The 22,805-nt window shown below is 72.8% G+C and carries 20 protein-coding genes and 1 pseudogene; 3 read left to right on the forward strand and 18 right to left on the reverse strand.

Translation table 11 applies throughout. The features are described from left to right. The 11 genes from ACTXG6_RS02945 to ACTXG6_RS02995 all read right to left on the reverse strand — a co-directional run bounded on the left by ACTXG6_RS02945 (window position 1) and on the right by ACTXG6_RS02995 (window position 11,710). Window positions 1–750, reverse strand: coding sequence for a DUF899 family protein (locus ACTXG6_RS02945; RefSeq protein ID WP_445186218.1), 750 nt, complete (start codon window positions 748–750; stop codon window positions 1–3). After that, window positions 747–1,184, reverse strand: coding sequence for an SRPBCC family protein (locus tag ACTXG6_RS02950; protein WP_445186219.1), 438 nt, complete (start codon window positions 1,182–1,184; stop codon window positions 747–749). Before ACTXG6_RS02950 ends, ACTXG6_RS02945 begins: the two co-directional genes overlap by 4 nt. Next, window positions 1,165–1,491 (reverse strand): ArsR/SmtB family transcription factor, encoded by a 327-nt coding sequence (locus ACTXG6_RS02955; protein ID WP_445186220.1) that lies wholly within the window; start codon window positions 1,489–1,491, stop codon window positions 1,165–1,167. The genes ACTXG6_RS02950 and ACTXG6_RS02955 overlap by 20 nt, the downstream gene beginning before the upstream one ends. A 95-nt stretch (window positions 1,492–1,586) precedes the next feature. Next, window positions 1,587–2,276 (reverse strand): mycofactocin biosynthesis peptidyl-dipeptidase MftE, encoded by a 690-nt coding sequence (mftE, locus tag ACTXG6_RS02960; RefSeq protein WP_445186221.1) that lies wholly within the window; start codon window positions 2,274–2,276, stop codon window positions 1,587–1,589. Then, window positions 2,273–6,424 (reverse strand): mycofactocin system FadH/OYE family oxidoreductase 2, encoded by a 4,152-nt coding sequence (locus tag ACTXG6_RS02965; RefSeq protein ID WP_445186222.1) that lies wholly within the window; start codon window positions 6,422–6,424, stop codon window positions 2,273–2,275. The genes mftE and ACTXG6_RS02965 overlap by 4 nt, the downstream gene beginning before the upstream one ends. 13 nt (window positions 6,425–6,437) lie before the next feature. Next, window positions 6,438–7,667: a mycofactocin radical SAM maturase gene (gene mftC / locus ACTXG6_RS02970; RefSeq protein ID WP_445186223.1), complete on the reverse strand. Its 1,230-nt coding sequence runs from the start codon at window positions 7,665–7,667 to the stop codon at window positions 6,438–6,440. Further along, entirely contained in the window at window positions 7,664–7,993 is a 330-nt protein-coding gene (mftB, locus tag ACTXG6_RS02975; RefSeq protein ID WP_445186224.1) for a mycofactocin biosynthesis chaperone MftB, read from the reverse strand. Before mftB ends, mftC begins: the two co-directional genes overlap by 4 nt. Before the next feature lie 57 nt (window positions 7,994–8,050). Then, window positions 8,051–8,152: a mycofactocin precursor MftA gene (mftA, locus tag ACTXG6_RS02980; RefSeq protein ID WP_445186225.1), complete on the reverse strand. Its 102-nt coding sequence runs from the start codon at window positions 8,150–8,152 to the stop codon at window positions 8,051–8,053. 318 nt (window positions 8,153–8,470) lie between these two features. Continuing rightward, entirely contained in the window at window positions 8,471–9,595 is a 1,125-nt protein-coding gene (locus ACTXG6_RS02985) for an XdhC family protein (protein WP_445186226.1), read from the reverse strand. After that, window positions 9,588–10,793 carry a vWA domain-containing protein gene (locus ACTXG6_RS02990; protein ID WP_445186227.1) on the reverse strand — a complete coding sequence of 402 codons (1,206 nt, stop codon included), beginning with the start codon at window positions 10,791–10,793 and terminating at the stop codon, window positions 9,588–9,590. The genes ACTXG6_RS02985 and ACTXG6_RS02990 overlap by 8 nt, the downstream gene beginning before the upstream one ends. Before the next feature lie 5 nt (window positions 10,794–10,798). Beyond that, on the reverse strand, window positions 10,799–11,710 hold the full coding sequence (locus ACTXG6_RS02995) for an AAA family ATPase (RefSeq protein ID WP_445186228.1): 912 nt from the start codon (window positions 11,708–11,710) through the stop codon (window positions 10,799–10,801). A gap of 496 nt (window positions 11,711–12,206) precedes the next feature. Between ACTXG6_RS02995 and ACTXG6_RS03000 the strand changes: the two genes are divergently transcribed. Then, complete coding sequence (locus tag ACTXG6_RS03000; protein WP_445190333.1) at window positions 12,207–12,905, forward strand: LysM peptidoglycan-binding domain-containing protein; 699 nt, start codon at window positions 12,207–12,209, stop codon at window positions 12,903–12,905. Window positions 12,906–13,455: 550 nt separating this feature from the next. On the opposite strand, the pseudogene ACTXG6_RS03005 reads toward ACTXG6_RS03000, so the two are convergent. Both ACTXG6_RS03005 and moaC read right to left on the reverse strand, forming a co-directional pair. After that, window positions 13,456–14,348: pseudogene (locus tag ACTXG6_RS03005) on the reverse strand (molybdenum cofactor biosynthesis protein MoaE). A gap of 206 nt (window positions 14,349–14,554) precedes the next feature. Beyond that, the gene (gene moaC / locus ACTXG6_RS03010) at window positions 14,555–15,031 is read right to left on the reverse strand and encodes a cyclic pyranopterin monophosphate synthase MoaC (protein WP_445186229.1); all 477 of its coding nucleotides are present in this window, start codon (window positions 15,029–15,031) and stop codon (window positions 14,555–14,557) included. A 412-nt stretch (window positions 15,032–15,443) separates the two neighbouring features. Between moaC and ACTXG6_RS03015 the strand changes: the two genes are divergently transcribed. Then, window positions 15,444–16,529 carry a transglycosylase family protein gene (locus ACTXG6_RS03015; protein WP_445186230.1) on the forward strand — a complete coding sequence of 362 codons (1,086 nt, stop codon included), beginning with the start codon at window positions 15,444–15,446 and terminating at the stop codon, window positions 16,527–16,529. A gap of 478 nt (window positions 16,530–17,007) precedes the next feature. Here the strand turns inward: ACTXG6_RS03015 and ACTXG6_RS03020 are convergent, their stop codons facing one another. From ACTXG6_RS03020 to ACTXG6_RS03030, 3 genes are read right to left on the reverse strand one after another with little or no spacing between them, the layout of a single operon-like run. Beyond that, window positions 17,008–18,384, reverse strand: a complete 1,377-nt coding sequence (locus ACTXG6_RS03020; RefSeq protein ID WP_445186231.1) for an NAD-dependent malic enzyme — start codon at window positions 18,382–18,384, stop codon at window positions 17,008–17,010. A gap of 9 nt (window positions 18,385–18,393) precedes the next feature. Beyond that, window positions 18,394–19,035 (reverse strand): nucleotidyltransferase family protein, encoded by a 642-nt coding sequence (locus ACTXG6_RS03025; RefSeq protein ID WP_445186232.1) that lies wholly within the window; start codon window positions 19,033–19,035, stop codon window positions 18,394–18,396. A gap of 5 nt (window positions 19,036–19,040) precedes the next feature. Beyond that, complete coding sequence (locus tag ACTXG6_RS03030; protein ID WP_445186233.1) at window positions 19,041–19,220, reverse strand: hypothetical protein; 180 nt, start codon at window positions 19,218–19,220, stop codon at window positions 19,041–19,043. 88 nt (window positions 19,221–19,308) lie between these two features. On the opposite strand from ACTXG6_RS03030, the gene ACTXG6_RS03035 reads away from it, so the two are divergent. After that, on the forward strand, window positions 19,309–21,591 hold the full coding sequence (locus ACTXG6_RS03035) for a helicase-associated domain-containing protein (RefSeq protein ID WP_445186234.1): 2,283 nt from the start codon (window positions 19,309–19,311) through the stop codon (window positions 21,589–21,591). 37 nt (window positions 21,592–21,628) lie between these two features. Here ACTXG6_RS03035 and ACTXG6_RS03040 read toward each other — a convergent pair whose 3' ends face one another. Together ACTXG6_RS03040 and ACTXG6_RS03045 are read right to left on the reverse strand one after the other, a co-directional pair. Next, on the reverse strand, window positions 21,629–22,225 hold the full coding sequence (locus ACTXG6_RS03040; protein WP_445186235.1) for a GTP-binding protein: 597 nt from the start codon (window positions 22,223–22,225) through the stop codon (window positions 21,629–21,631). Further along, window positions 22,206–22,796 (reverse strand): DUF742 domain-containing protein, encoded by a 591-nt coding sequence (locus tag ACTXG6_RS03045; protein WP_445186236.1) that lies wholly within the window; start codon window positions 22,794–22,796, stop codon window positions 22,206–22,208. The genes ACTXG6_RS03040 and ACTXG6_RS03045 overlap by 20 nt, the downstream gene beginning before the upstream one ends. Window positions 22,797–22,805: the final 9 nt, after the last annotated feature.

Here is a 22,805-nt window from a genome sequence, read left to right on the forward strand (position 1 = left end):
CTATACGGAACCGATCGCGGTCGGGTACGTGTTGTCCGGCAGCCACTCGCCCCGCCCGGACGGCAGCAGGTCGAGGGTCTGCCACACCGGGTTGATCAGGTCGATGCCCCGGCCGGTGCTGTCCGGGTAGTCGGCGCTCTGGGTGTAGGCGTGCCGGACCTCGTCGCCGACCCTGGTGAAGACGCTGACGGCGGGGAACTGGCCGCCCCGGGAGCCCTCGACCCCCAGGTCGGGGATCAGGGTGGAGTCGAACCCGGACACCAGCCGCAACCCCTGCCAGCCGCGCCGCCGACCCCAGCCGCGCAGCTTGTCGATCGGCGCCCTGGCGATGACTGCCAGCCCGGCGCGGCGCCCGATGTGCTGCGCGACGCCGTGCAGCCCGTCCACCCACATCGAGCACATCGCGCACGCCGCGTCGTCCTCCGGGTGGAACATCAGGTGGTACACCACCAGCTCGTCGTGCCCGCCGAACAGCTCGGCGAGTGTCACCGCCGACATCGGCCCGTCGGCGGCCAGGTCCATCGGCCCCTCGGTGAGCTGGTAGCCCGGCAGCACCGGCCCGGCGGGCAGCGCCCGGCGCCGGGCGGCAACCGCCTCGACCTGGTCACGCAGCGCCATCTCGGCCATCACCAGTGCCTGCCGCGCGGCCCGGTACTCCTCGCTGGCCGCGGCCGGCCACATCGGCGGTGTGTCCGCCTCGACGTGCAGCGTGATGCTCTTGAGCTTGGTCCACCATTCCGTGTCGGTCATGCTCCGCGCACCGCCTCGGCCAGCCGCGCCAGCATCATCGTCCAGCCGCCCGAGTGGTCCGCGACAGCGGCGGCCGGCAGGCCGCGGTGCACCAGTCGCACCCGGGTGCCGGTGTCGATCGGCGACAGGGTCACCTCGACGGTGGAGCCGCCCGGCGGCACGACCGCGTCGGGGCCGCTGAACCCCCAGGTGAACACCACCCGTTTCGGTGCGTCCACCTCGACGAACTCGCCCTCCATGGAGAACCGCCGATGCTCCGGGCCGGCCCCTTCGTGCACCTGGTGGCAGACGCCGCCCGGACGCGGGTCCAGGGTGGCCTCGACGGCCAGCCAGCGGGTGAGCTTCGCGGGATCGGTGAAGAACTCGAAGACGGTCTCCGGAGCCGCGTCGATGTCAATCTCCCGGATCAGCGGCTCAGCGGTCCCGGTCGGCATCTTTTCTCCTCTGCTCGGCTTCGGCGGCGACCTTCAGAACGGCGAGCCGGTCGTCCCAGAACTCCTCGAAGAAGGCCCGCGCCTCGGTGAACCCCTCGAACCGGGTGCGGTAGAGGCGGCGGGTCCCGTCACGGCGCTCGTGCAGCAACCCGGCGTCCCGGAGTACCCGCAGGTGTTGCGAGACGGTCGGTCGGGACACGTCCGGGAAGTGCGCGGCGATCGAACCCGCCGACGCCTCCCCGACGCGGACCAGCCGCAGGATCTCCCGCCGGCGCGGCTCGACCACGGCTTCCAGTACGGCTTGCATGAGAGATAATGTAGGCAATCACTTACGTAGGTGTCAAACTACGGATCGGGTTGTTGCGTATTCCTACGCAGAGCAAAGCGCCGCGGACCGCCCGGTCAGCAGGCCCCGTCCACCGCCACAACACACCCCTCGACCAGGGCGGACAGCATCGCCACCCCCTCCTCGGCGCTCGCCCCGGCCGGATCGCCCAGCACCCCGTTCGCACTGACCGCGCGCACCCCGCCGGCGCGCATCGCGGGCAACAGCGTGGCCAGCGGACCGGTATTTCCCGGCTGCGCCAACTCGAGCCGCACCAGCTTCGGGGCCAGCGCCAGCAGCAACGACGTCTCGGTACGCCCGGCGTGGCCGTCCCGCACGAAGCCGGCGCCGGCGGGCAGCCCGCAGCCGTGCCAGCGCACGTCGCGCCCCTCCGCGCGCAGCAGCTCGACCGCCGAACGCAGCACGCCCACGTTGCCGCCGTGCCCGTTGACGAACACCAGCCGCCGCGCCCAGCGCCCGGCCGAGCGACCCAGCTCGACCAGCACCGAACGCAGTGCGTCCTGCCCGATCGAGACCGTGCCGGCGAACATCTCGTGCTCCCCGGACGCCCCGAAGCTCACCGAGGGCGCCACCAGCACGTGCTCGCCGAGCCTGGCGGCCGCGCCGCGCGCCACCGCCTCGGCGATCCGGGTATCGGTGTCCAGCGGCAGGTGCGGGCCGTGCTGCTCGGTCGAGCCGACCGGGACCAGCAGGGTCACCGTCGCCGGGCCGTCCAGCTCCGGCCAGGTCCGCCCGCCCAGGTTCATCGCGCCTGTCCTAGCAGTCGTGCCACCCGGTCCCCCTCGATGATCGCCGCGTCCAGCCGCCGAGGTGCGAGACAGTCCCCGACCCGGTGTACCAGCGGGCCGGCCGCATCCAGCTCACGCCACAACTGATCCTCCGGCTCGCCGGGCAACGCGCACACCACGGCGTCGAGCTCCCGCCGTTCGAGCACTCCGGTGGGATGGTGCAGCACCTCGACCGTGACCCGACCGTCGGCAGCCGCGGCACCGAGCACGACCCGGTCGGTGGACTGCCGCAGTCCGGCCTCGGCGGCGCGGCGGCGGAACCGCTCCCGGTCCAGGGTGAGCCCCAGATCCTGGCCCACGACCAGTGCCGGCGTCATCATCTCCACGGCGCAACCCCGGGCGGCGAGCAGCTCGGCGACCGAGGTGGCCTGGTGGAAGCCCAGCTCGTCGTACACCAGCACCTGACCGGCCGGCGCGCACCGCCCGGCCAGCACATCGCGCACGTCGACGACGCCGGGCACCGCCCACCCCGGCGGCGCCGGCCGCGACCCGGTGGCGAGCACCACGACGTCCGGAGCCAACCGCCGGACGAACGCGGCGTCCACCTCGACGCCGGTCCGCACCGCGACCCCGAGCTGGGCGCACTCTGCCAGCAGGTCGGCCACCACCTGACCGAACTCCACGCGGCCCGGGGCGCGCGCCGCCAGCAGCACCTGCCCACCGGTGACCTCTGCGCGTTCGCACAGGGTGACCCGGTGCCCCAGTGCGGCCGTGGTCGCGGCGGCCCGCAGCCCGGCCGGGCCGCCACCCACCACCAGCACCCGCCGCCCGGCCGCCGGCGGTGCGACCGGGACCGACTCGCGCCCCGCTCCCGGGTTCCGCACGCACCCCAGCCACCGGTTCATCCCCACCCGGGCGACGCACTCCTGGTTGCAGCCGAGGCAGGTCCGCACCGGCTCGCCGCGCACCGCCCGGCCGGCGAACTCCGGGTCCGCGAGCTGCCCGCGCACCACGCTGACCAGGTCGCAGGCCCGGTCCGCGAGCGCCTGTCCGGCCTGCGCCGGCGTGGTGAACCGGCCGATCCCGACCACCGGCAGCCCGCTGGCCTCGCGCAGCGCGGTCGCCACTTCCAGTGCGTAGCCCGCCGGCTCGCCCATCGGTGGCGTGATCCGGTACTGCGTCGAACCGGCCACCCCGACCGCGGTGTTCAGGTAGTCCAGCTGCCCGGTGCCGGCCACCAGCCGGGCCACCTCGACGATCTCGGCCAACCCGAGCCCGGCCGCGCCGGCACCCGGCAGGTCGTCGCAGCCCAGCCGGACGCCGAGTACCCGGTCCGGGCCGAGCGCGGCGCGCACCTCGGTCAGCAGCTCGAGCAGGAACCGGACCCGCCCGGCCGGCGAGCCGCCGTAGTCGTCGGACCGGTGGTTGGTGGCCGGGGAGAGGAACTGCCGGACGATCGAGGACTGCGAGCACTGCAGCTCGACGCCGTCGAAGCCGCCCGCCACGCAGCGGGCGGCGACCTCGGCGTAACCGCTGATCAGCTCAGTGATCTGGGCGGCGGTCACCGCGACCGGCACCTCGCGGAACAGCCGGTCCGGTACCGCCGACGGCGCCCACACCGGCCGCCGCGAGTACATCCCACTGGACTGGCCGCCGTTGTGGTTGAGCTGCGCCAGCACCGGGACGCCGTGCGCGTGGACCGCGTCGGTGAGCCGGCGGTACCCGGGCAGCACGGCCGGGTCGTAGCCGCGGATCAGCTTCTCGTACGGCCGGTCACCCGGGTGCACGGTGTGCTCCTCGGTGACGACCAACCCGCTGCCACCGGCCGCCCGCGCCGCGTAGTAGGCCGCGTGCCGCTCGGTGGGCAGCCCGTCGACGGCGAAGTTGGTCAGGTGCGCGGCGAACACGATCCGGTTGCGCAGGGTCAGCCCGCCGACCCGCAGCGGGGTGTCCAGGCCCGGAGGCGGCGTCTCGGCGACCCGTGCCAGCGCTGTCCTCCTCCGTCGGATCCGTGAGTGGCGATTTGGGCTATAACCCGACTCGCCACTCACGGGTCCGACAGCTGCACGGCGACCTTCCAGGACTGCCTCGTACACGGTGCGGGGTGCCACGCAGTCGCCGGCGCGCGGCAGGTCGGGGCAACCCAGCCAGAGCGTGTCCTCGGGCAGCCGGTGCGCGCAGTCGATCACCGCGGTGCACGGCACGGTCCGCCGCAACCCGCTGTGCACGTCCTCGAGCTCGGCACGGCCGTCGGCCACGGCGCGGAGTGTGCTGTACAGCTCGAGGGACACCCCGGCGCGCCGCAGGCGGGCGTTGGCGTCGGCCAGGTCACCGGTGCGGGCGAGCTGGGTGCCGGCCACCGGGTCCGGGGTGACCAGTACGCACCGCAGCCCCGCGGCGGCAACCTGCTCGGCGACCCCGACCCCGGTCCAGTCGCCGATCGGGTCGTGCACCACGATGTCGGCCGCCGCCGGCAGCGCCGCGCGCACCGCATCGGCGGCCGGCACCGGGCCCGACCCGAGCACGTCGGCCTGGAACGCGGCGGCCGGCCGGACCAGCACACCGGGCCCGACCCGGAACGCCGGCGGGGACGGCCGCGACCCGGTACACAGCAGTACCCGGACGCCGTCCCGGGTTGCCGCGCCCAGCACCGCGGCGTCGACCTCCGTGCCGGTCCGCACGTCCACCCCGAGCCGGGCCAGCTCGCGCTCCCACCAGTCGACGAGCAGCCCGAACCGGGCCCGCCCCGGCAGCGCGGCCGCGAGCCGCGCCGCACCGCCGAGCAGCACGGCACGCTCCACCAGCCGCACCCGGTGCCCGCGCAGGGCCGATACCCGCGCGGCCTCCAACCCGGCCGGCCCGGCGCCCACCACCAGTACAGACCCGCCGGCCCGACCGCCCGGCCCGGCTCCGCGCATCGGGACAGGCCCGCCGGCGGGTCCACCCGGCACCGCCGGCGGGGCCTCCTCGAACCCGGTCCCCGGCTCGCCCTCGTCGGAGATGACCGGGTTGCGCGGGTCCCGCACCGCGCTGTGCTGGTTGGACAACGTGGCAGGCCGGATCCGCTCCGGGGTGCCAGCTCTGGCTAACGTCACGAGCGTCGGGTCGGCCAGTTGCGCCCGGGTCATCTCGACCAGGTCGGCGGTGTCCTCGGCGAGAGCCGCGCACGCCATTCCGACGTCGACCACGCTGCCCTGCAACACCACCGGCAGCGCCGACCCCGCGCCGCGCAGCGCGGCCCGCACGGTGGCGGCCAGCGCGCGGTTGAAGCCCGGCGGCGTGTGCCCGTCCGGGCGGGTGGCCGACAGGCTCAGCGCGCTACCCCGCACCGGGACGACGTAGTCGAGCAGCGGGGCGAGCGACGGCAGCAGCGCAGTGGTGCCGGCCGGGGTGATGCCGCCCCACGGGGCCAGCTCGTCGGCGCACAGGCGCAGGCCGAGCAGTGTGCCGTCGGGCAGTGCGGCACGGACGGCGGTCAGCACCTCGTGCAGCAGCCGACCCCGATCGGACCCGTACCCGTCGGCCCGGTGGTTGGTCAGCCCGGACAGGAACTGGCGCAGGATCGAGTGCTGCCCGGCGTTGAGCTCCACACCGTCGCACCCGACCGACCCGGCCAGCGCGCCGGCGTCGGCGAACCCGACGATCAGCTCGTCGAGCTCCGGGCGTTCCATCGCCAGCGGCACCTCACGGCTGACCACGTCGGCCACCCGCGACGGTGCCCACAGCGCCCGCTGGTGGTACGCCGAGGAACCCTGCCCACCGGCGTGCCCCAGACCGGCCAGCACCAGCGACCCGTGCGGCCGGCAGGCAGCCACCACGTCCGCCCAGCCGGGTCCGCAGACCGACGCCAACGGCGCCCGTTCGTAGGGCCAGTCCGACTCGTGTACCGAGGCCGTCTCGGTGACGATCACGCCGGCGCCACCGGCGGCGCGCAGCGCGTAGAACGCCGTGTGCCCGGCCGACAGCGCCCGCCCGGCGGCCAGGTTGGTCTCGATCGGGCCGAACAGCACCCGGGACTGCGCGGTCCGCCCACCCAGCCGCCCAGCGCCGGTTAGCCGCCCAGCACCGGTTAGCCGGCCAGCGCCGGTCAGCTGGTCCGCGCCGGTCAGCTGGTCCACGCCGGTCAGCTGGTCCACGCCGGTCAGTCGCCCACCGGAGTCGGGCACCGAGGTGCGGCGGTCAGCTTCCGGCGACCGGCACCGCGGGCAGCTCGGACATGTCGGCCAGCGGGCTGGCATCACAGGCCCGGTCCGGCCGCCGGGGCGGCGGCGCGAGCATGATCGGCACCGGCTCGCGGGAGTTCACCCGGGAGTTGCGCGGCGCCGACCGCGAGTGGTCCACCTCCGACTTCGGCAGCTGCAGCGAGTCGCCGCGCGCGGCCAGCGCCGCATCGGCGTTGCCGAGAACGCACTCCGGGTCCGGTCCGTCCAGTGGCAGCCCGGTGAAGAACTTGGCCGCCATGCAACCGCCCTGGCAGGCGTCGTAGTGCCCGCAGGAACGACACGCACCACCGGTCTGCGGCTGGCGCAGCTCGGCGAACAGCTCGGAGTGCCGCCACACCTCCTGGAAACCACCGGGCGAGCGCACGTTGCCGGCCAGGAAGTTGTCGTGGATCGCGAACGGGCAGGCATACACGTCACCGACCGGGTCGATCAGGCACACCACCCGCCCGGCACCGCACAGGTTCAGCCCGGGCAGCGACTGGCCGTAGGCGGACAGGTGGAAGAACGAGTCACCGGTCAGCACACCGTCGCCGCGCGCAACCAGCCAGTCGTAGAGCTGACGCTGCTGGGCCGCCGTGGGGTGCAGCTCGTCCCACACGTCCGCACCGCGACCGGAGGGGCGCAGCCGGGTGATCCGCAACTGGGCGCCGAACTTGTCCGCGATGGCCTTGAACTCGTCCAGCTGGTCGACGTTCTGCCGCGTCATCACAACGCTGATCTTCGGCTGGCCGAAGCCGGCCTCGGCCAGGTTCTCCAGCGCGCGCATCGCGGTGGCGTACGAGCCGGGACCGCGCACGTGGTCGTTGACGTCGGCGGTCGCGCCGTCCAGCGAGATCTGGACATCCACGTAGTCGGTACGGGCCAGCTGTGCGGCTCGCACCTTGTCCAGCTTGATCCCGTTGGTGGAGAACTTCACCCCGACGTTGTGATCGATCGCGTAGTCGAGCAGCTCCCAGAAATCCGGGCGCACGGTCGGCTCGCCGCCGCCCACGTTGACGTAGAAGACCTGCATCTTCTGCAGCTCGTCCACCACCGCCTTGCACTCGGCGGTGGACAGCTCACGGGGGTCACGCCGGCCGGAGGACGACAGGCAGTGCACGCAGGCCAGGTTGCAGGCGTAGGTGAGCTCCCAGGTCAGACAGATCGGTGAGTTGAGCCCGTACTGGAAGTGCTCGGTCAGCTTCATTGCGCCTCTGCCTCACTGTTCCGCGGCGGCCGCGGCTCGATGGTCCCCGCCTGGGCCAGGCCGGCCAGGGCCCGCAGGTACGCCGGCCGCTGGGCGGTCGCCACCCCCGCCGCCTCGATCGCGGCGTGGACGTCCGGGTGCCGCTCCAGCCCGGTGACCACCTCGACCAGCTCAGGGGTCTTCAGGAAGGACAGCTTGCGGGTACCGAAGTGGTAGACCAGCGCCCCGAACGGTTCCGGGCGCAGCGCCACACTGGGGCTGCACCGGTACCCCCGGGCCGGGTCGAACGCCTGACCGGCACTGCTCGCATCCCGGTCAGGCTCCACCGCTGGCACCGCTTCGGCGCCCGTCTGTACTACTGCTTCCGGCATCGGAGGATGGCTCTAGTAGACCCCGCACATGCCGTCGATCGAGACCTCCTCGACCAGGGTCTCCTCCACGAGGGACTCTTCGGTGGCGCTGTCGACGTGCTCACTGGGGCTCATCGGACTCCTCCATCACGCAATAATCGGCCTCCGCACGTTATTGACCATTAGCGCGGTTACGCAAGGGTGGCGTAGCTCGCCTCGCCGGTCGGCCGGTGCGCACCCGTCCGGTCGGGCAGGCTCGGCGGCCGGCGCGCGGACCGCTCGCCGGACGCGTCAGCTGGGCGGACACCGGCGACAGCGCGCCGCCCCCGGCTACCGGCAGCCAGGAGCTTGCGTCGTACCCCGGTACCGCCGCCAACCGCGGCCCCATGATCTCCGGAGCTGTCGGCACCGTGCCGGTGTGTCCCTCGAGCACCGGGGACGCCGGGACGTCGGTCAGGAGGTCGCGCCGACGTGGATCGGACCCTCCCGGTCGGCGAGCCGGTTGCCGCCGCCACCCCAGTGCAACGCGATCATCTCGGCGGCGATGGACACCGCCGTCTCCTCCGGGGTGCGGGCGCCCAGGTCGAGGCCGATCGGACTGGCCATCCGGGCCAACTCCTCCTCGGTGAGCCCGACCTCACGCAGCCGTTCCAGCCGGTCCTCGTGGGTGCGCCGGGAACCCATCGCGCCGAGATAGCCGAACTCGGGCAGCCGCAGCGCCACCTCCAGCACCGGCACGTCGAACTTGGGGTCGTGCGTCAGCACGCAGATCGCGGTGCGGCCGTCGATCCGCCCGGCCTCCGCCTCCGCCTTGAGATACCGGTGCGGCCACTCCACGACCACCTCGTTGGCGCCGGGGAACCGGCTGGAGGTGGCGAACACCGGGCGGGCGTCGCACACCGTGACCCGGTAGCCGAGGAACGAGCCCATCTGGGCCACCGCCGCCGCGAAGTCGATCGCGCCGAACACGATCATCCGGGGCGGCGGCGCGAACGACTCGACGAAGACGTCCAGCCCCTCACCCCGGCGCTGCCCGTCCACGCCGTAGTGCAGCATCGCGTTGCGGCCGGCGTCCAGCAGCCCCCGCGCATCGTCGCGCAGCGCGTCGTCCAGCCGCGCCGACCCGGTGCTGCCCTCCACCCGGTCCGGCCAGAGGACCAGCCGTTTCCCGATCCGTTCGACCGGCCCGGCGACCACGGTTGCCACCGCGACCGGGTCCTCCGCCTTGATCGCCTCGACCACCTCGCGCAGCTGCGGGAACGTCTCCTGGTCGATCTTCTCCACGAACACGTCGAGGATCCCGCCGCAGGTCAGGCCTACCGCGAAGGCGTCGTCGTCGGACACCCCGTAGCGCTGCAGCACGGACCGGCCGTCCCCGAGCACCTGGTTGCCCAGCTCGTAGACCGCGCCCTCGACGCAGCCCCCGGAGACACTGCCCACCGCCTCACCACCGGTGCCGACGAGCATCGACGCACCCGGCTGTCGGGGCGCCGAGCGGAAAGTGGCCACCACGGTAGCCAGCGCTGTCGACTTCCCGCCGTCCCACCAGGACACCAGCGAGTCCAGTACGTCACGCATGGGCCATCACCTCCAACAACCGCTCCAGCGTGGCCAGACTGTGCCCGGCCAGCAGCTCATCCAAGTGTGGCAAGGCCGCAACTATTCCCCCTTGGATCGGGGCGTAGCCGTCCTTGCCCGCGTGCGGGTTGACCCAGATGATCCGGTGGGCCAGCCGGCGCAGCCGGGACAGCTGCTCTGCGAGCGTCGTCGGCTCGCCCCGCTCCCAGCCGTCCGAGAAGATCACCACGACCGCCCGGCGGGCCACCCCGCGCTGACCCCAGCGGTCGATGAATGCGCGCAGCGCATCGCCCAGCTTGGTGCCGCCGGACCAGTCCGGGATGGCCCGGCCGGCGGCGGACAGCGCGCGCTCGGCGTCGCGGTGCCGCAGCTCACGGGTGATCCGGGTCAGCCGGGTGCCGATGGTGAACACCTCGGCGCCCGAGCCGGCGGCCGGCATCCGGCGCACCACCACGTGCGCGAACCGCATCAGGGTGTCCGCGTACGGCGCCATCGAGCCGGACACGTCGATCAGCAGTACGACCCGGCGAGGTCGCCGTCGCGGCGCGCGGCGGCGTAGCTCCCGGATCTCACCCTGGTTGCGCAGCGCGGCGCGCAGGGTGCGGCCGGGATCCGGGGTGCCCCGCTTCGCCGGCCGGCGCCGCCGCGAGGTGCGCATCGGCGGGTCGGCGCGCAGCAGGGACAACAGCGCACGCAGGTGCTCCCGCTCGGCCGCGGTCAGTTCGGCCAGGTCACGGTGCCGGAGCACCTCGGTGGCGCTGGCCGCCACGCGCAGCCGGGTGATCTCCGGACCGTCGGGGTCCGGGTCGTCCTCTTCGGCCGGCTCGTTGTCCCGGGTCAGCGCGGCGAGCTGGGACGGCGGTGGCGGGCGCTGGTCCTGCACGGTGGTCCGCTGCCCGCGCAGGGTCGGCTCGAACCAGGCCTCGAACGCCGCGTCGTAGCGGCCGATGTCGTCGGGGTCGGCGCACAGGGTCAGCCGACCGGCCCAGTAGGTCTGTGGCTTGCTGGTCACGTCCAGCTCGTCCAGCGCGGTGAGGAAGGCCGCGACCCGGTCGGTGGTGACCGCCAGACCGGCGTGCCGCAACGCGGCGGCGAAGCCGACCAACCCCGGTACCGGGTCGGCGTCGCGGTCACCACAGCCCCCCGGGCCGACCAGCCCGGCGAGCGGGGTGGGTAGCGGGCCTCCGAACTGGCTCATCGGTGTTATGCCAGCACCGCGTCGAGCTGGGCGCGCACCCGGTCGGCGTCCTCCCGGTACTTCAGTACCGCGCCGAGTGACGCCGCCGCCGCATCCATGTCCAGCTCGCGGGCGCCGAGCAGCTGCAGCGCCTGCGCCCAGTCCAGCGACTCGGCCACCCCGGGCGGCTTGAGCAGGTCGAGCTGGCGCATCTTGCGGACCGCGCCGGCGACCTGGGCGGCGAGGCGCTCGGGCACCCCGGGCAGCCGGCTGCGCAGGATGGCGATCTCCCGGTTCACATCCGGGTGGTCCAGCCAGAGGTAGAGGCAGCGCCGCTTGAGCGCGTCGTGCACCTCGCGGGTGCGGTTGGAGGTGAGCACCACCAGCGGCGGCCGCACGGCACGGATCTCACCGACCTCGGGGATGGTCACCGCGTGCTCGGTGAGCACCTCGAGCAGGAAGGCCTCGAACTCGTCGTCCGCGCGGTCCACCTCATCGATGAGCAGCACGCTCGGCGTGGTCTGCAGCGCGCGCAGCACGGGCCGGGCGATCAGGAACCGGGGGTCGTAAAGGGATGCCTCCACCGCCTCGGCGTCCAGTCGCTCCTCAGCCGCGCCGGCAGCCGCCTCCAATGCCCGCAAATGCAGTAATTGGCGGGGGAAATCCCAGTCATAGAGAGCCTGACTGGCGTCGATACCCTCATGGCACTGCAGCCGGATCAGCTCGGCGCCGAGGACCTCGGCCATGGCCTGGGCCAGCGCGGTCTTGCCGGTACCCGGCTCGCCTTCGCAGAACAGTGGGCGGTTCATCCGCAGCGCAAGGAACGCGGCGGTGGCCAGCCCGTCGTCGGCGAGGTAGCCGGTGGCCCGCAGGGCTGTCGCCAGCTCGGCGGGGGACGCCGGGGCGGCCCGGTGCTGGTTGTGGACGGGGTTACTCACCGGACCAGCATGACCGAGCGCACCGGTCGGGTGCCAGTTGAACGCTCGCCGTCCGCAACGTTTTAATAGTGACACAGATCATGTGATCTGTATCACACCTTCCAGATTTGAACTAACTTGGCTCCAGCGTATCCGTCTCGTGATAAACCCGTTATGACCTGCATGAATGCGAGGTGTGATGACGAACACGTGCGTGATCGTCGCGCTTACGTGACGAGGCTCGCAATCGGGTTTCTTGACGTATACCCACCCAAAGTACGTAGCGTGCTCCTCGGCCGGTGAAACGCCGGTTGAACAAATGACACCTGAGGCGCTGCACGGAACCTTGCCCAGCACCTCAGGGGCCACCGAGAGGAATGACCACTGGGCAAGGGTGGGGGAACCATTTAAAGGTGTGTAAACCACACCAGCGGGATTTATTCGGTGGGAACCGTCGGGCGCAACACCTGCGCCCGGACCCGGCAGCTAACCCTACAAGTGCGGTGTGGAGAGCGTCATGACCCGATCTCGAGGCACCTCCCGCGCCCGAAGTTTCGGCTCGCGGAATCTGGCTCGTGTCGTCGTCGCCGGCATCGTTGTCGCTGGTACTCCCCTAGTCCTCGCGGGAACCGCGAACGCCGCCCCGGACGACGTCTGGGACCAGATCGCCAAGTGCGAGAGCGGCGGTAGATGGAACACAAGCACCGGAAACGGATACTCCGGCGGACTCCAGTTCTCTCCGTCGACCTGGCGCGCCTACGGAGGCTCGGGTAGTGCCTCTGGCGCCAGCAGGGCGCAGCAGATCGCTGTTGCCGAGCGGGTTCTGGCCGCACAGGGCTGGGGCGCATGGCCCAGCTGCTCGCGCAAGGTCGGTGCCCGTGGCAAGGCTTCCGCGCGCACTGTGTCGCAGCAGACCTCCGCCACCAAGACCGCCAAGACTCAGGTGAAGCCGAACGCACCGGTGGCCAAGCCGAATGCACCGGTTCTGGCGGCCGCTCCGGCTACACCCGCCAAGCCCGGCGTAGTCACGCCCGCCGCACCGGCAACGCCCGCCAAGCCCGGCGCCAAGTACACCGTCGTACCCGGTGACAGCCTGTCGAAGATCGCCCAGACCCGGAACATCCCCGGTGGCTGGCAGGCGCTCTACGACCACAACAAGGCCGTTGTGAGCAACCCGAGCCTGATCAAGGCCGGACAGCAGCTCGACCTCGGCTGAATTTCAGTTTTCAACACGCGAGCAGTTTTCAAACACGCGGGCTCCTGAGCTGGACGAGCTCCCCGTGACGAGTGGCCCGGCGGTCCCGACGACCGCCGGGCCACTCGCACGTCGCCGGTACGTCATGTCGCGCGCCGGTATCGCGGCTCGCCGCGCGTGAGCCGCTGCCCGCGTCGTTGCGGTGCTGCGTGGTGCGGGGCGCCGCGCCGTTGCGGTGCTACGCCGTTGCAGCTGCCCCGTTGCGACCAAGGAGTACCCGCCCCACCGGACCCTAAACATCGGATCGGCACCAGTTTCTCGGGCTATTTTTCGCCAAGATTGACGAAGAAGTCACACGGCGCATGCCTATACGACATTTGCGGACAGGCCGGACGACAATCACGGCGCCACCATTCCGATTCCGCCGCACTCACCACCCGCGAGCCTCCGTCGCACAGAGCGATTGGGGCGACACAGAGCGAACAGAGCCGCCACAGCCGTTGCAAGGGCTGTGCGGAACTCGAACGGTCTGTGCGAGCGTCCGGAACGGCAGACACCCGCCGGCGCCCGGCTACGGGCAGTTGACCCACTCGTCGGTGCCGTCACTGAACCGCTGGCGCTTCCAGATCGGCAGCTGCCGCTTCACCTCGTCGACGAGCTCCGCGCACACCGCGAACGCCTCCTGGCGGTGGTCGGCGGCGACCGCGCAGGCCAATGCCACGTCACCGATGCTCAACGGGCCGATCCGGTGGCTCACCGCGATGGCCCGCACCCCGGTGGCGCGCGCGGCGACCTCCTCGGCCACCTGGCGGATCACCTTCTCGGCGGTGGGGTGCCCGCTGTACTCCAACTCGTCGACGTTCCTGCCGCCGTCGTGGTTGCGCACCACGCCGGCGAAGGTCACCACCGCGCCGGCGGCGACGTGGCCCACCAGCTCGGCGTGCTCATCGACGCTCAAGGGGGTCTCGACGACCACGGCGCGAAGTACCTGGGTGGACAGCACGGTCATCGGTGATCGCCTCCTCTCAACTGGTCCACGGCGTGCTCCAGCACCCCGTCCAACACTGCCAGGCCGTCCCGCACCCCACCGGTCGACCCCGGCAGGTTGACCACCAGGGTGCGTCCGGCCACGCCGGCCAGCCCCCGGGAGAGCACCGCGGTGGGAACCTTCGGGGCCCCGGCGGCTCGGATCGCGTCGGCCAACCCGGGCACCTCGTAGTCCAGCACCCGGCGGGTGATCTCCGGGGTGGCGTCGGTCGGCGAGATCCCGGTTCCGCCGGTGGTGATGACCACGTCCGCCCGGTCCGCGACGGCGGCCCGCAGCGCGTCGCCGACCGGCTCGCCGTCCGGCACCACGGTCGGGTCCGGGCAGTCGAAACCGTGCTCGCGCAGCCAGTCCACGATCAACGGGCCGCCCCGGTCCGCGTAGACGCCGGCGGCCGCCCGGTTCGACGCGGTCACCACTCGGGCGGTACGCGGCGACTCGGGGCCAGGCGCGGGGGTGCCGGGCGCGGCCGAGGGACTGTCAGGCGCGGGGCCGGCGAGCGCGGGGCTGCCGGGTGCGGGGCTGCCGGACGCGGGGCCGTCGGACGCAGGGCCGTCGAGCGGGGGGCTGCCGGGTGCAAGGTCGTCCGCGGCGTCCAGCGCGGCGGAGTTGTCGGGCGCGCCCATCAGCGATCGTCCGGCCGGGTCCAGCTGCCCGTCTTGCCGCCGTCCTTGCGCTCCACCCGGACCCCGTCCAGCACGGCGGCCGGGTCGACCGCCTTGACCATGTCGTGCAGCGTCAGGCCGGCCACCGCGACGGCGGTCAGCGCTTCCATCTCCACTCCGGTGCGGTCGGTGGTCTTCACGGTGGCGGTGATGCGTACGGCGGCCGGGTCCAGCCGCAGGTCGACGGTGACGCCGGTCAGCGCGATCGGGTGGCACAGCGGCACCAGGTCCGGGGTCCGCTTGGCGCCCATGATGCCCGCGACCCGGGCGGTCGCCAGTGCGTCGCCCTTGGGCAGCCCGTCGCGGCGCAGCAGCTCGACGACCTCGGCGGTGGTCCGCAGCACGCCGGTGGCCACCGCGACGCGGGCGCCGGGCACCTTCTCGGATACGTCGACCATCCGGGCCGCGCCGGCCGCATCGACGTGAGTCAGCTCCACTCCACCGACCCTACGTCCGGCGTCGGGCCGCTCACAGGTTGCCGCGCGCTTGTGATCTGTATCACTTGCGAGTCCAGGACGTTTCGTTTCCCCGTCGTGTCTCGTTCGTTATCAGGTCGGCCCGTGAACTGCACGGACAGTCACATCTCGCGCAACCGTGGGATGCCGAATATCTCAACCGGGTTAAGCGCGCCCCCTTTGCGATCCGGCGATCGTCGCCTAGCGTCACCTCCGGTCCGCCGATCCCCAGCCTTGCCCGGCGGCCCCCGGTGCCCGCCGCGCGCTCCCCTGTCCAGCGGTCATCGGCCCCCGAGCGAAGCGTTGGACAGGGACGGGAGTCTCGGCCACGGCCGGGACAGCCGCCAGCTCCCCGGCGGTATCCCGGGTCGCGCGACCAAAGTGGAGACCACGCATGTCTCGATTCGGTCCGCGCTACCGAGGCCGCCACCGAAAGCCGTCGACCACCGGCAACACGATCGCCAAGACGGCCCTCGCCGGCGCCGTGGTGAGCGCCCCGCTGGTCACGGCGGGTCAGGCGCAGGCCGCGCCGGACAACGTGTGGGATCGGGTCGCCCAGTGCGAGAGCGGCGGTAACTGGGGCATCAGTACCGGCAACGGCTTCCAGGGCGGGTTGCAGTTCACCCAGTCCACCTGGCGCAGCTTCGGCGGTTCCCAGTTCGCCTCGACGGCCAACCGAGCGAGCCGGGAGGAGCAGATCGTCATCGCCGAGAAGGTGCTCGCCGGGCAGGGCTGGAACGCCTGGCCGGTGTGCTCCCGCAAGGCCGGCGCACGGGGCAGCTCGGCCACACAGCGCACGGTCGCGGTCAAAGCCCCGGCGAAGGCGCACCCGGCCAAGCCGACCCCGCGCCTCGGTACCCGCGCCCACGGCACGGACCGCCCCGCCGAGACGCCGGCCGTCCCAGTGATACCCGCGCCCCGACAGCCGTCCGAGCAGCTCCCGGCTGTGCGACCGGCCGTCCAGCCGCCCGCCCCGGCCGCGCCCCCCGCGCTGGCCCCGCTGCTGGCCGCCGCCACCCAGCCGGACGCGAAGCCGGCGCCGGCCCTCACCGCACTGCCCCAGGTGCACCGGCCCGCCGACACCGCCGCCCCGGGGGTGGTGCTCGCCGCCGCCCCACCGGCAATCGAGAAGGCCGCACCGGCGCCCGCCCCGGCTCCTGTGGCGGCCGCTCCGGCCCCTGGCGCTCTCGCGGCCGTCCAGACTCCGGTAGCGGCCCCGGCTCCCGCGGATCCCAAGCACGCCGCGCCCGCTCCGGTGGCGGCCCCGGCTCCCGCCGGACCGAAGCACGCCGCGCCCGCCCCGGTGGCGGGTACTCCGGGCGCCGGGCACACCTACCTTGTGCGGCCCGGCGACACCCTGTCCGGGATCGCCGCCGCGCAGCGGGTCCCCGGCGGCTGGCAGTCCATCTACGAGGCCAACCGGGGCGGCCTGCACAGTGCCAACCTGATCCGACCCGGTCAGCAGCTCAACCTCGGCTGACCGCCGAATCTGCATGATCAAAGTAACCTGGGTCCGGTCTGACCGTAGTCGAGACCGGACCCAGGTTACTTTGATGTTCGAGTGACACCACACAAACGATTAAGCTGCATCGGACCTGGCGCGCACAACGGGGGTGCACCGCACAAGGCCTCCCGTTACCGAGCTGCACACCAGGCAGGTTCTGGCGCCGGAAGATCAGCCTCCTGTGCAGCTCGGTAACCACAGACACCAGGACCGCCCCGCCGCTGCACCGGGCCAGGCAGCCGCACTCCACGGCTGTGGCACAGACCGCCCGCGGGTCGCACAAACGCGGCATGGCGGTTCCAGCCTGTGTGCGAGCCACAAGGACTCTGTGCGAGCCACAGCCACTCGCGCTCAGTGCGCGCCACAACGCGCTCCCGGGCGCGTCACAACCCGCCCCTGACGCGGGAGCGGAGCGACACCAGGACTCCCCAGAGCCACGACGACCCCGCGGGGCTCAGGAGGCCTCGCGGACCGCCCTGGCGACCTCGGTGGCCACCGAAAGGTCGAACACGCTGGGCACGATGAACGACGGGTTCGGCTCGGCAACCACGGCGCCGATCGCCGCCGCCGCGGCGCGCAGCATCTTGTCGGTGATGGTCCGGGCCTGCGCGTCGAGCAGGCCGCGGAAGAAGCCGGGGAAGGCCAGCACGTTGTTGATCTGGTTCGGGTAGTCCGAGCGGCCGGTCGCCACCACGGCGGCGTGCCGCTGGGCGAGGGCCGGGTCGACCTCCGGGTCCGGGTTGGCCAGCGCGAACACGACCGAGTTCGACGCCATCGAGGCCAGCTCGGTCTCGCCGAACAGGTTCGGCGCGGACACCCCGATGAACACGTCGGTACCGACCATCGCCTCGGCCAGGGTGCCGGAGCGGCCGTCGCGGTTGGTGTGCTCGGCGATCCAGGTCAGGTTCGAGTCGGACTCCAGACCGCCGCGGCCGGGGTGCACGATGCCGTCCACATCGACCGCCAGCACGTCACCGGGGCCCTCCGGCAGCATCAGCCGGATGATCGCCGAGCCGGCCGCGCCGACCCCGCACACCACGATCCGGCAGTCCGCGAACGACTTGTCGACCACCCGCAGCGCATTGCGCAGCGCGCCGAGCACCACGATCGCGGTGCCGTGCTGGTCGTCGTGGAAGACCGGGATGTCCAGCATCTCGCGCAGCCGGGCCTCGATCTCGAAGCAGCGCGGCGCGGCGATGTCCTCGAGGTTGATCCCGCCGTACACCGGGGCGATCGCGCGCACCGTCTCGATGATCTGCTCGGTGTCCTGGGTGTCCAGGCAGACCGGCCAGGCGTCGACCCCGGCGAACCGCTTGAACAGCGCCGCCTTGCCCTCCATCACCGGCAGTGCGGCCGCCGCGCCGAGGTTGCCCAGCCCGAGCACCGCGGAGCCGTCGGTGACCACCGCGACCGTGTTGCGCTTGATGGTCAGCCGGCGGGCGTCCTCCGGGTTCGCCGCGATCGCCAGGCAGATCCGTGCCACCCCCGGGGTGTACGCGCGGGACAGGTCGTCCCGGGTGCGCAGGCTGACCTTCGGGTTGACCTCGATCTTGCCGCCGAGGTGCACGAGGAACGTCCGGTCGGAGACCTTGCGCACCTCGACGCCGGGCAGCGCGGCGAGGGCATCGGTGATCTCCTGAGCATGACTTTCGCTCAGTGCGTTGCAGCTGATGTCGATCACGTTGTGGTCGACGCTGGCGTCGACCACGTCGAACGCGGTGACGACCCCGCCGACCTTGCCGACAGCGGCGGCGAGATCACCCGCCGCGCCGGCCGACGGCGGGGCGGAAACTCGGGCGGTGATCGTGTATCCGGGACCAGGAGCTGGCACCCGGTCAGCCTACGACGTCTGGCGCTCGGTGAACTCCCAGAGGGCCGCCGGGGTGTCGACATCACGCGGGTCGGCCAGGTCGCCGCACTCGACCAACCGCAACGCCGGGTGTCCGGCCAGGTAGCCACGGGCGCCGGCATCTCCGCGAGCACTATCCCGCACGCCGGCCCAGTGCGACCGGCCCAGCAGTACCGGGTGACCGGGTACCCCGCGGTAGGAGGCGCGCGCCAGTACCTCGGGACCGGTCGAGGCGGCCTCGGCCAGCCGGGCGATCGCGGCGGCACCGACCCCGGGCAGGTCGACGAGGTGGACCAGCACGGCCGAGGGCTCAACCGCGGCGGACGACTCGGCGGTGATCGGTGACTCGGTGAGCTCGGCCGACCGGGCCAGCGCATCGAGCCCGGCGCGCAGTGACGCGCCCATGCCCTCGGCCCAGTCGGCCGCGACGACCGCACGCACGTCGGCGGGCAGCAGCTCGGCAACCTGGTCGGCGGCCGCGCCGAGCACCACCACCAGCGGCGTGCAGCCGCCGCCGCGCAGCGCGTCCAGCGCGCGGAGCAGCAACGGCCGGCCGGCGAGCTCCACCAGGGCCTTGGGCCGGCCCATCCGGCGCCCGGCGCCGCCGGCGAGCAGCAACCCGACCGGCGGCATCGCGCTCAGCGGTTGATCTCGGTGACCGGGTGCTCGTAGGGAACGGAGCTCAGCGGGAACTCCAGATCCCCGAACGGGGACAGCGAGCCCTGGGTGGGCGCCGCCAGTTCACTGACCGGGTGGCCACCGTCGGGCAACTCCGGCCAACTGGGGTCGATATGCTCCGGACGAGCCGACTTGGCCACCGTCTCCTCCTGGTCTCAGGTAACAGGGAACGCGGTCATGCCCCGGCCTCGAGGCACCCCGCACGCGACCAAGGCTACCGTGGAGCAGATGCCCGGCACTTCCCTGCTCGACTGGCTGCGTGCCAGCGACGACTCGGCGCTTACCGCGCTGCTTCGGGCGCGCCCTGATCTTGCGGTGCCACCGCCCCCGGACCTGACCGTGCTGGCGACCAGGGCGGGCATCCGGGCCTCGGTGAACAGGGCCTGCGAAGACCTGGACACGGTGACTCTGGCGGTGCTCGAAGGGCTGGCGGTGGCCGGCGCGGACGCCGAGCCGGTGCGACCGGACCGGGTCCGCGCGCTGTTCGGCACCCAGATCCGGGTAAAACGCATGTCGGCCGCGCTGGACGCGCTGCGGGAGCGGGCGCTGATCTGGGGTGACACCGAGATCCGGATGCTGCCGGCCGCGCTCGAGGTGACGTCGCGCTATCCCGCCGGGCTCGGTCGGTCGGTCGCCGCGCTGGCCGACCCGGCCGAGCTGCGGAGGCTGCTGGCCGACACGCCGGAGGCGGAGCACCGGGTATTGGACGCGCTCGCCGCCGGGCCGCCGATCGGGCGCAGCAAGGAGCCCGGCGCCGGCGTGGTGCAGCGGCTGCTCGCCAGGGGTCTGCTGCTGCGGGTCGACCCGGAGACCGTCGAGCTGCCCCGCGAGGTGGGGCTGGCGCTGCGTGGCCCGGCGCCGCTGGGGAGCCTGGTCGCCGACGAGCCGAAGCTGGACGTCACCGACCGCGGCCCGGAGCGGGTCGACGGCACAGCCGCCGGCGCGGTGCTGGAGTTGCTTCGCCGCGCTGAGCTGCTGCTCAACGCCTGGTCCGAAGAGCCGCCGCCGGTCCTGCGGTCCGGCGGGCTCGGCGTCCGTGACCTGCGCAAGACCGCCAGGGACCTGGGCCTGGAGGCACCCGAGGCGGGCCTGCTGATCGAGGTGCTGGTGGCCGCCGGGTTGATCGCCGACTCGGAGGGTTCCGGTTCGGCGACCGCCGGCTCGGAGTGGGTACCCACCACGCAGGTCGACCTGTGGGCCGCCGGTGGCCCGGAACAGCGCTGGCTGACGCTGGCCAGGGCCTGGCTGACGTTGCCCCGGCTGACCGGTCTGATCGGTCAGCGCGACGACGCCGACAAGATCCTCGGGCCGATGTCGGACGAGCTGCGCCGTCCGCTGGCGCCCCGGGACCGGCGGCGGGTGCTGGACACGCTCGCCGAGCTGCCGCCCGGGCAGGGCGTGGTCAGCTCCGAGCGCCTCGCCGCCGTATTGGCCTGGCGGGCGCCCCGGCGCGGCGGCCGGCTGCGCGACGAGCTGGTGCTCTGGACGGTGGCCGAGGCGACCCTTCTGGGCGTGGTCGCGCTCGGTGCGCTGACCGGCCCCGGGCGGGCGCTACTCACCTCGACGGACCCGGCCCCGGTACTCGCCGCGCTGCGCGCCACGCTGCCCGAACCGGTGGACAAGGTGTTGCTGCAGGCCGACCTGACCGCGGTCGCCCCGGGTCCGCTGCGCGCCGATGTGGCCGAGGACATGGCGCTGATCGCCGATGTCGAGTCGGCCGGCGGGGCCACCGTCTACCGGATCACCGAGGCCAGCATCCTGCGCGCGCTGGACACCGGTCGCGCACCGGCCGAGCTGCACGAGCTGTTCAGCACACGCTCGGCCACCCCGGTGCCGCAGGGACTGACGTACCTGATCAATGACGTGGCGCGGCGGCACGGTCGACTGCGCGGCGGCACCGCCCGCTCGTTCCTGCGCGCCGACGATGCGGTGCTGCTGGCCGAGGTGCTCGCACACCCCTCGTCGGACGCCTGGGAGCTGCGCCGGATCGCGCCGACGGTGCTGATCAGCGAGCTGCCGCTGGTGTCACTGCTGGACGGGCTGCGCGCCGCCGGGTTCAGTCCGGCCGCCGAGGCCGGCGACGGTACCGTCCTCGATCTGCGCCCCCGGGGCCGGCGGATCCCGGCGAAGCCCCGCCCGGCGGCCGCCCGGACCAGCCTGCCCACGCCGGACGACAAGCAGCTCGCCGCGCTGATCGCGTCGATCAGGGCCGGCGAGCAGGCGGCGACCATGCGGCCGTCCACCGCCGGCGGGGCCAACGGCACCAACGGCTCGGCCGCAACCCTGGAGCTGCTGCAGGGCGCGGCGCGGCAGCGACGCAGCGTGTGGATCGGCTACATCAACTCACTCGGCGTGGCCAGCCGGCGCATCGTCGAGCCGGTCAGCGTGGGCGGCGGGGTGCTGGAGGGCTTCGACCGCCAGCAGGGCGACCTGCGGCGGTTCATGCTGCACCGGATCACCTCGGCGGCGGTCGTGGAGGACTCCGGGCAGCACGCCGAGGAATCGCCCTAGCAGCGCAGCGCGCTGAAGAACTCCGCGCGCCGACCCGCTAGGCGCGGGCCATCCAGTACTGCATGGCGTGTTCGACCAACCCGATCAGCGTCTGCTTGGTGGACTCCCGGTCGCGGGCGTCACAGCTCACCATCGGGATCCCCGGGCTGATCGCCATCGCCTCCCGGACGTCGTCGATCCGGTGCGTCAGCAGGCCGTCGAACCGGTTCAACGCCACCACGTAGGGCAGCCCCCGGTCCTCGAAGAAGTCCACCGCGGCGAAGCAGTCGGCCAACCGGCGGGTGTCCACCAGCACGACCGCGCCGATGGCACCGCGCACCAGGTCGTCCCACATGAACCAGAAGCGGTGCTGCCCGGGCGTGCCGAACAGGTAGAGGATCAGGTCGGAGTCGAGCGAGACCCGCCCGAAGTCCATCGCGACGGTCGTCGTCCGCTTGTTCGGCGTCGACCGGAGATCGTCCACCCCAGCGCTCGCCTCGGTCATGACCGCTTCGGTGGTGAGCGGCACGATCTCCGACACGGAGCCGACGAACGTTGTCTTCCCGACCCCGAAGCCGCCCGCAACGACGATCTTCGCCGATGTCGTTGCGGCCCTGGCGACGGCCTGTGACGACCTAGAGACGGCGGAGTCCACTGAGCACCCTTTCCATCAATGCGAGGTCAGGAACGTCGCCGTTGCCACTGACCGTCTGATGCACCACCACGAGGCCGAGCCCCGCCATGTCCCCCAGCAGCACCTTTGCCACCCCGAGCGGTACCGAGAGCAGCGCGGCCACCTCGGCGACCGAGCGGGCCTGGTCGCACAGTTCGGCGACCGAGCGGTGCTCGAACTGCAGCACGCCGAGCTGGTCCCGGCCCCTGGCGCTGGTGGACACCAGGGTCTCGAGCTCCAGGGCGTAGCCGGACCGGGTCCGGCCTCTGGTCCAGGTGTACGGCCGCACGACCGCCGAGTGGCCGGCCTCGGCCGAGTAGTTCGACTCGGCCGGCGGCTCGTCGATCTGGACTCCGTCCCAGGACGGGGCCGGATCACGGTCGGCCGGCATCGACTCGGTATCGGGGCCCGAGCCCTCCTGCTTCTCCTCGGCGCGGCGCCGTCCCCAGCGCCGAGGCCGGGAGGGCCTGCCGCTGTCGAAGCTGAAGCCGTTCATCACGTCGGCGAACGTCGGCTCGGGGCGTCCTCGCCCGTCCTCAGGACCGGTCGTCATCGCAACTCA

The sequence above is a fragment of the Pseudonocardia sp. Cha107L01 genome, from assembly GCF_052566575.1.

What these genes read in the sequence shown, in the direction of transcription:
- ACTXG6_RS02945 (WP_445186218.1), bottom strand. Translation starts at nt 750, where the DNA reads ATGACCGACACGGAATGGTGGACCAAGCTCAAGAGCATCACGCTGCAC.
- ACTXG6_RS03045 (WP_445186236.1), bottom strand. Translation starts at nt 22,796, where the DNA reads ATGACGACCGGTCCTGAGGACGGGCGAGGACGCCCCGAGCCGACGTTC.
- mftE (WP_445186221.1), bottom strand. Translation starts at nt 2,276, where the DNA reads ATGAACCTGGGCGGGCGGACCTGGCCGGAGCTGGACGGCCCGGCGACG.
- mftA (WP_445186225.1), bottom strand. Translation starts at nt 8,152, where the DNA reads ATGAGCCCCAGTGAGCACGTCGACAGCGCCACCGAAGAGTCCCTCGTG.
- ACTXG6_RS03015 (WP_445186230.1), top strand. Translation starts at nt 15,444, where the DNA reads ATGTCTCGATTCGGTCCGCGCTACCGAGGCCGCCACCGAAAGCCGTCG.
- ACTXG6_RS02955 (WP_445186220.1), bottom strand. Translation starts at nt 1,491, where the DNA reads ATGCAAGCCGTACTGGAAGCCGTGGTCGAGCCGCGCCGGCGGGAGATC.
- ACTXG6_RS03000 (WP_445190333.1), top strand. Translation starts at nt 12,207, where the DNA reads ATGACCCGATCTCGAGGCACCTCCCGCGCCCGAAGTTTCGGCTCGCGG.
- ACTXG6_RS03035 (WP_445186234.1), top strand. Translation starts at nt 19,309, where the DNA reads ATGCCCGGCACTTCCCTGCTCGACTGGCTGCGTGCCAGCGACGACTCG.
- ACTXG6_RS02950 (WP_445186219.1), bottom strand. Translation starts at nt 1,184, where the DNA reads ATGCCGACCGGGACCGCTGAGCCGCTGATCCGGGAGATTGACATCGAC.
- ACTXG6_RS02990 (WP_445186227.1), bottom strand. Translation starts at nt 10,793, where the DNA reads ATGAGCCAGTTCGGAGGCCCGCTACCCACCCCGCTCGCCGGGCTGGTC.
- ACTXG6_RS02985 (WP_445186226.1), bottom strand. Translation starts at nt 9,595, where the DNA reads ATGCGTGACGTACTGGACTCGCTGGTGTCCTGGTGGGACGGCGGGAAG.
- ACTXG6_RS03025 (WP_445186232.1), bottom strand. Translation starts at nt 19,035, where the DNA reads ATGCCGCCGGTCGGGTTGCTGCTCGCCGGCGGCGCCGGGCGCCGGATG.
- mftC (WP_445186223.1), bottom strand. Translation starts at nt 7,667, where the DNA reads ATGAAGCTGACCGAGCACTTCCAGTACGGGCTCAACTCACCGATCTGT.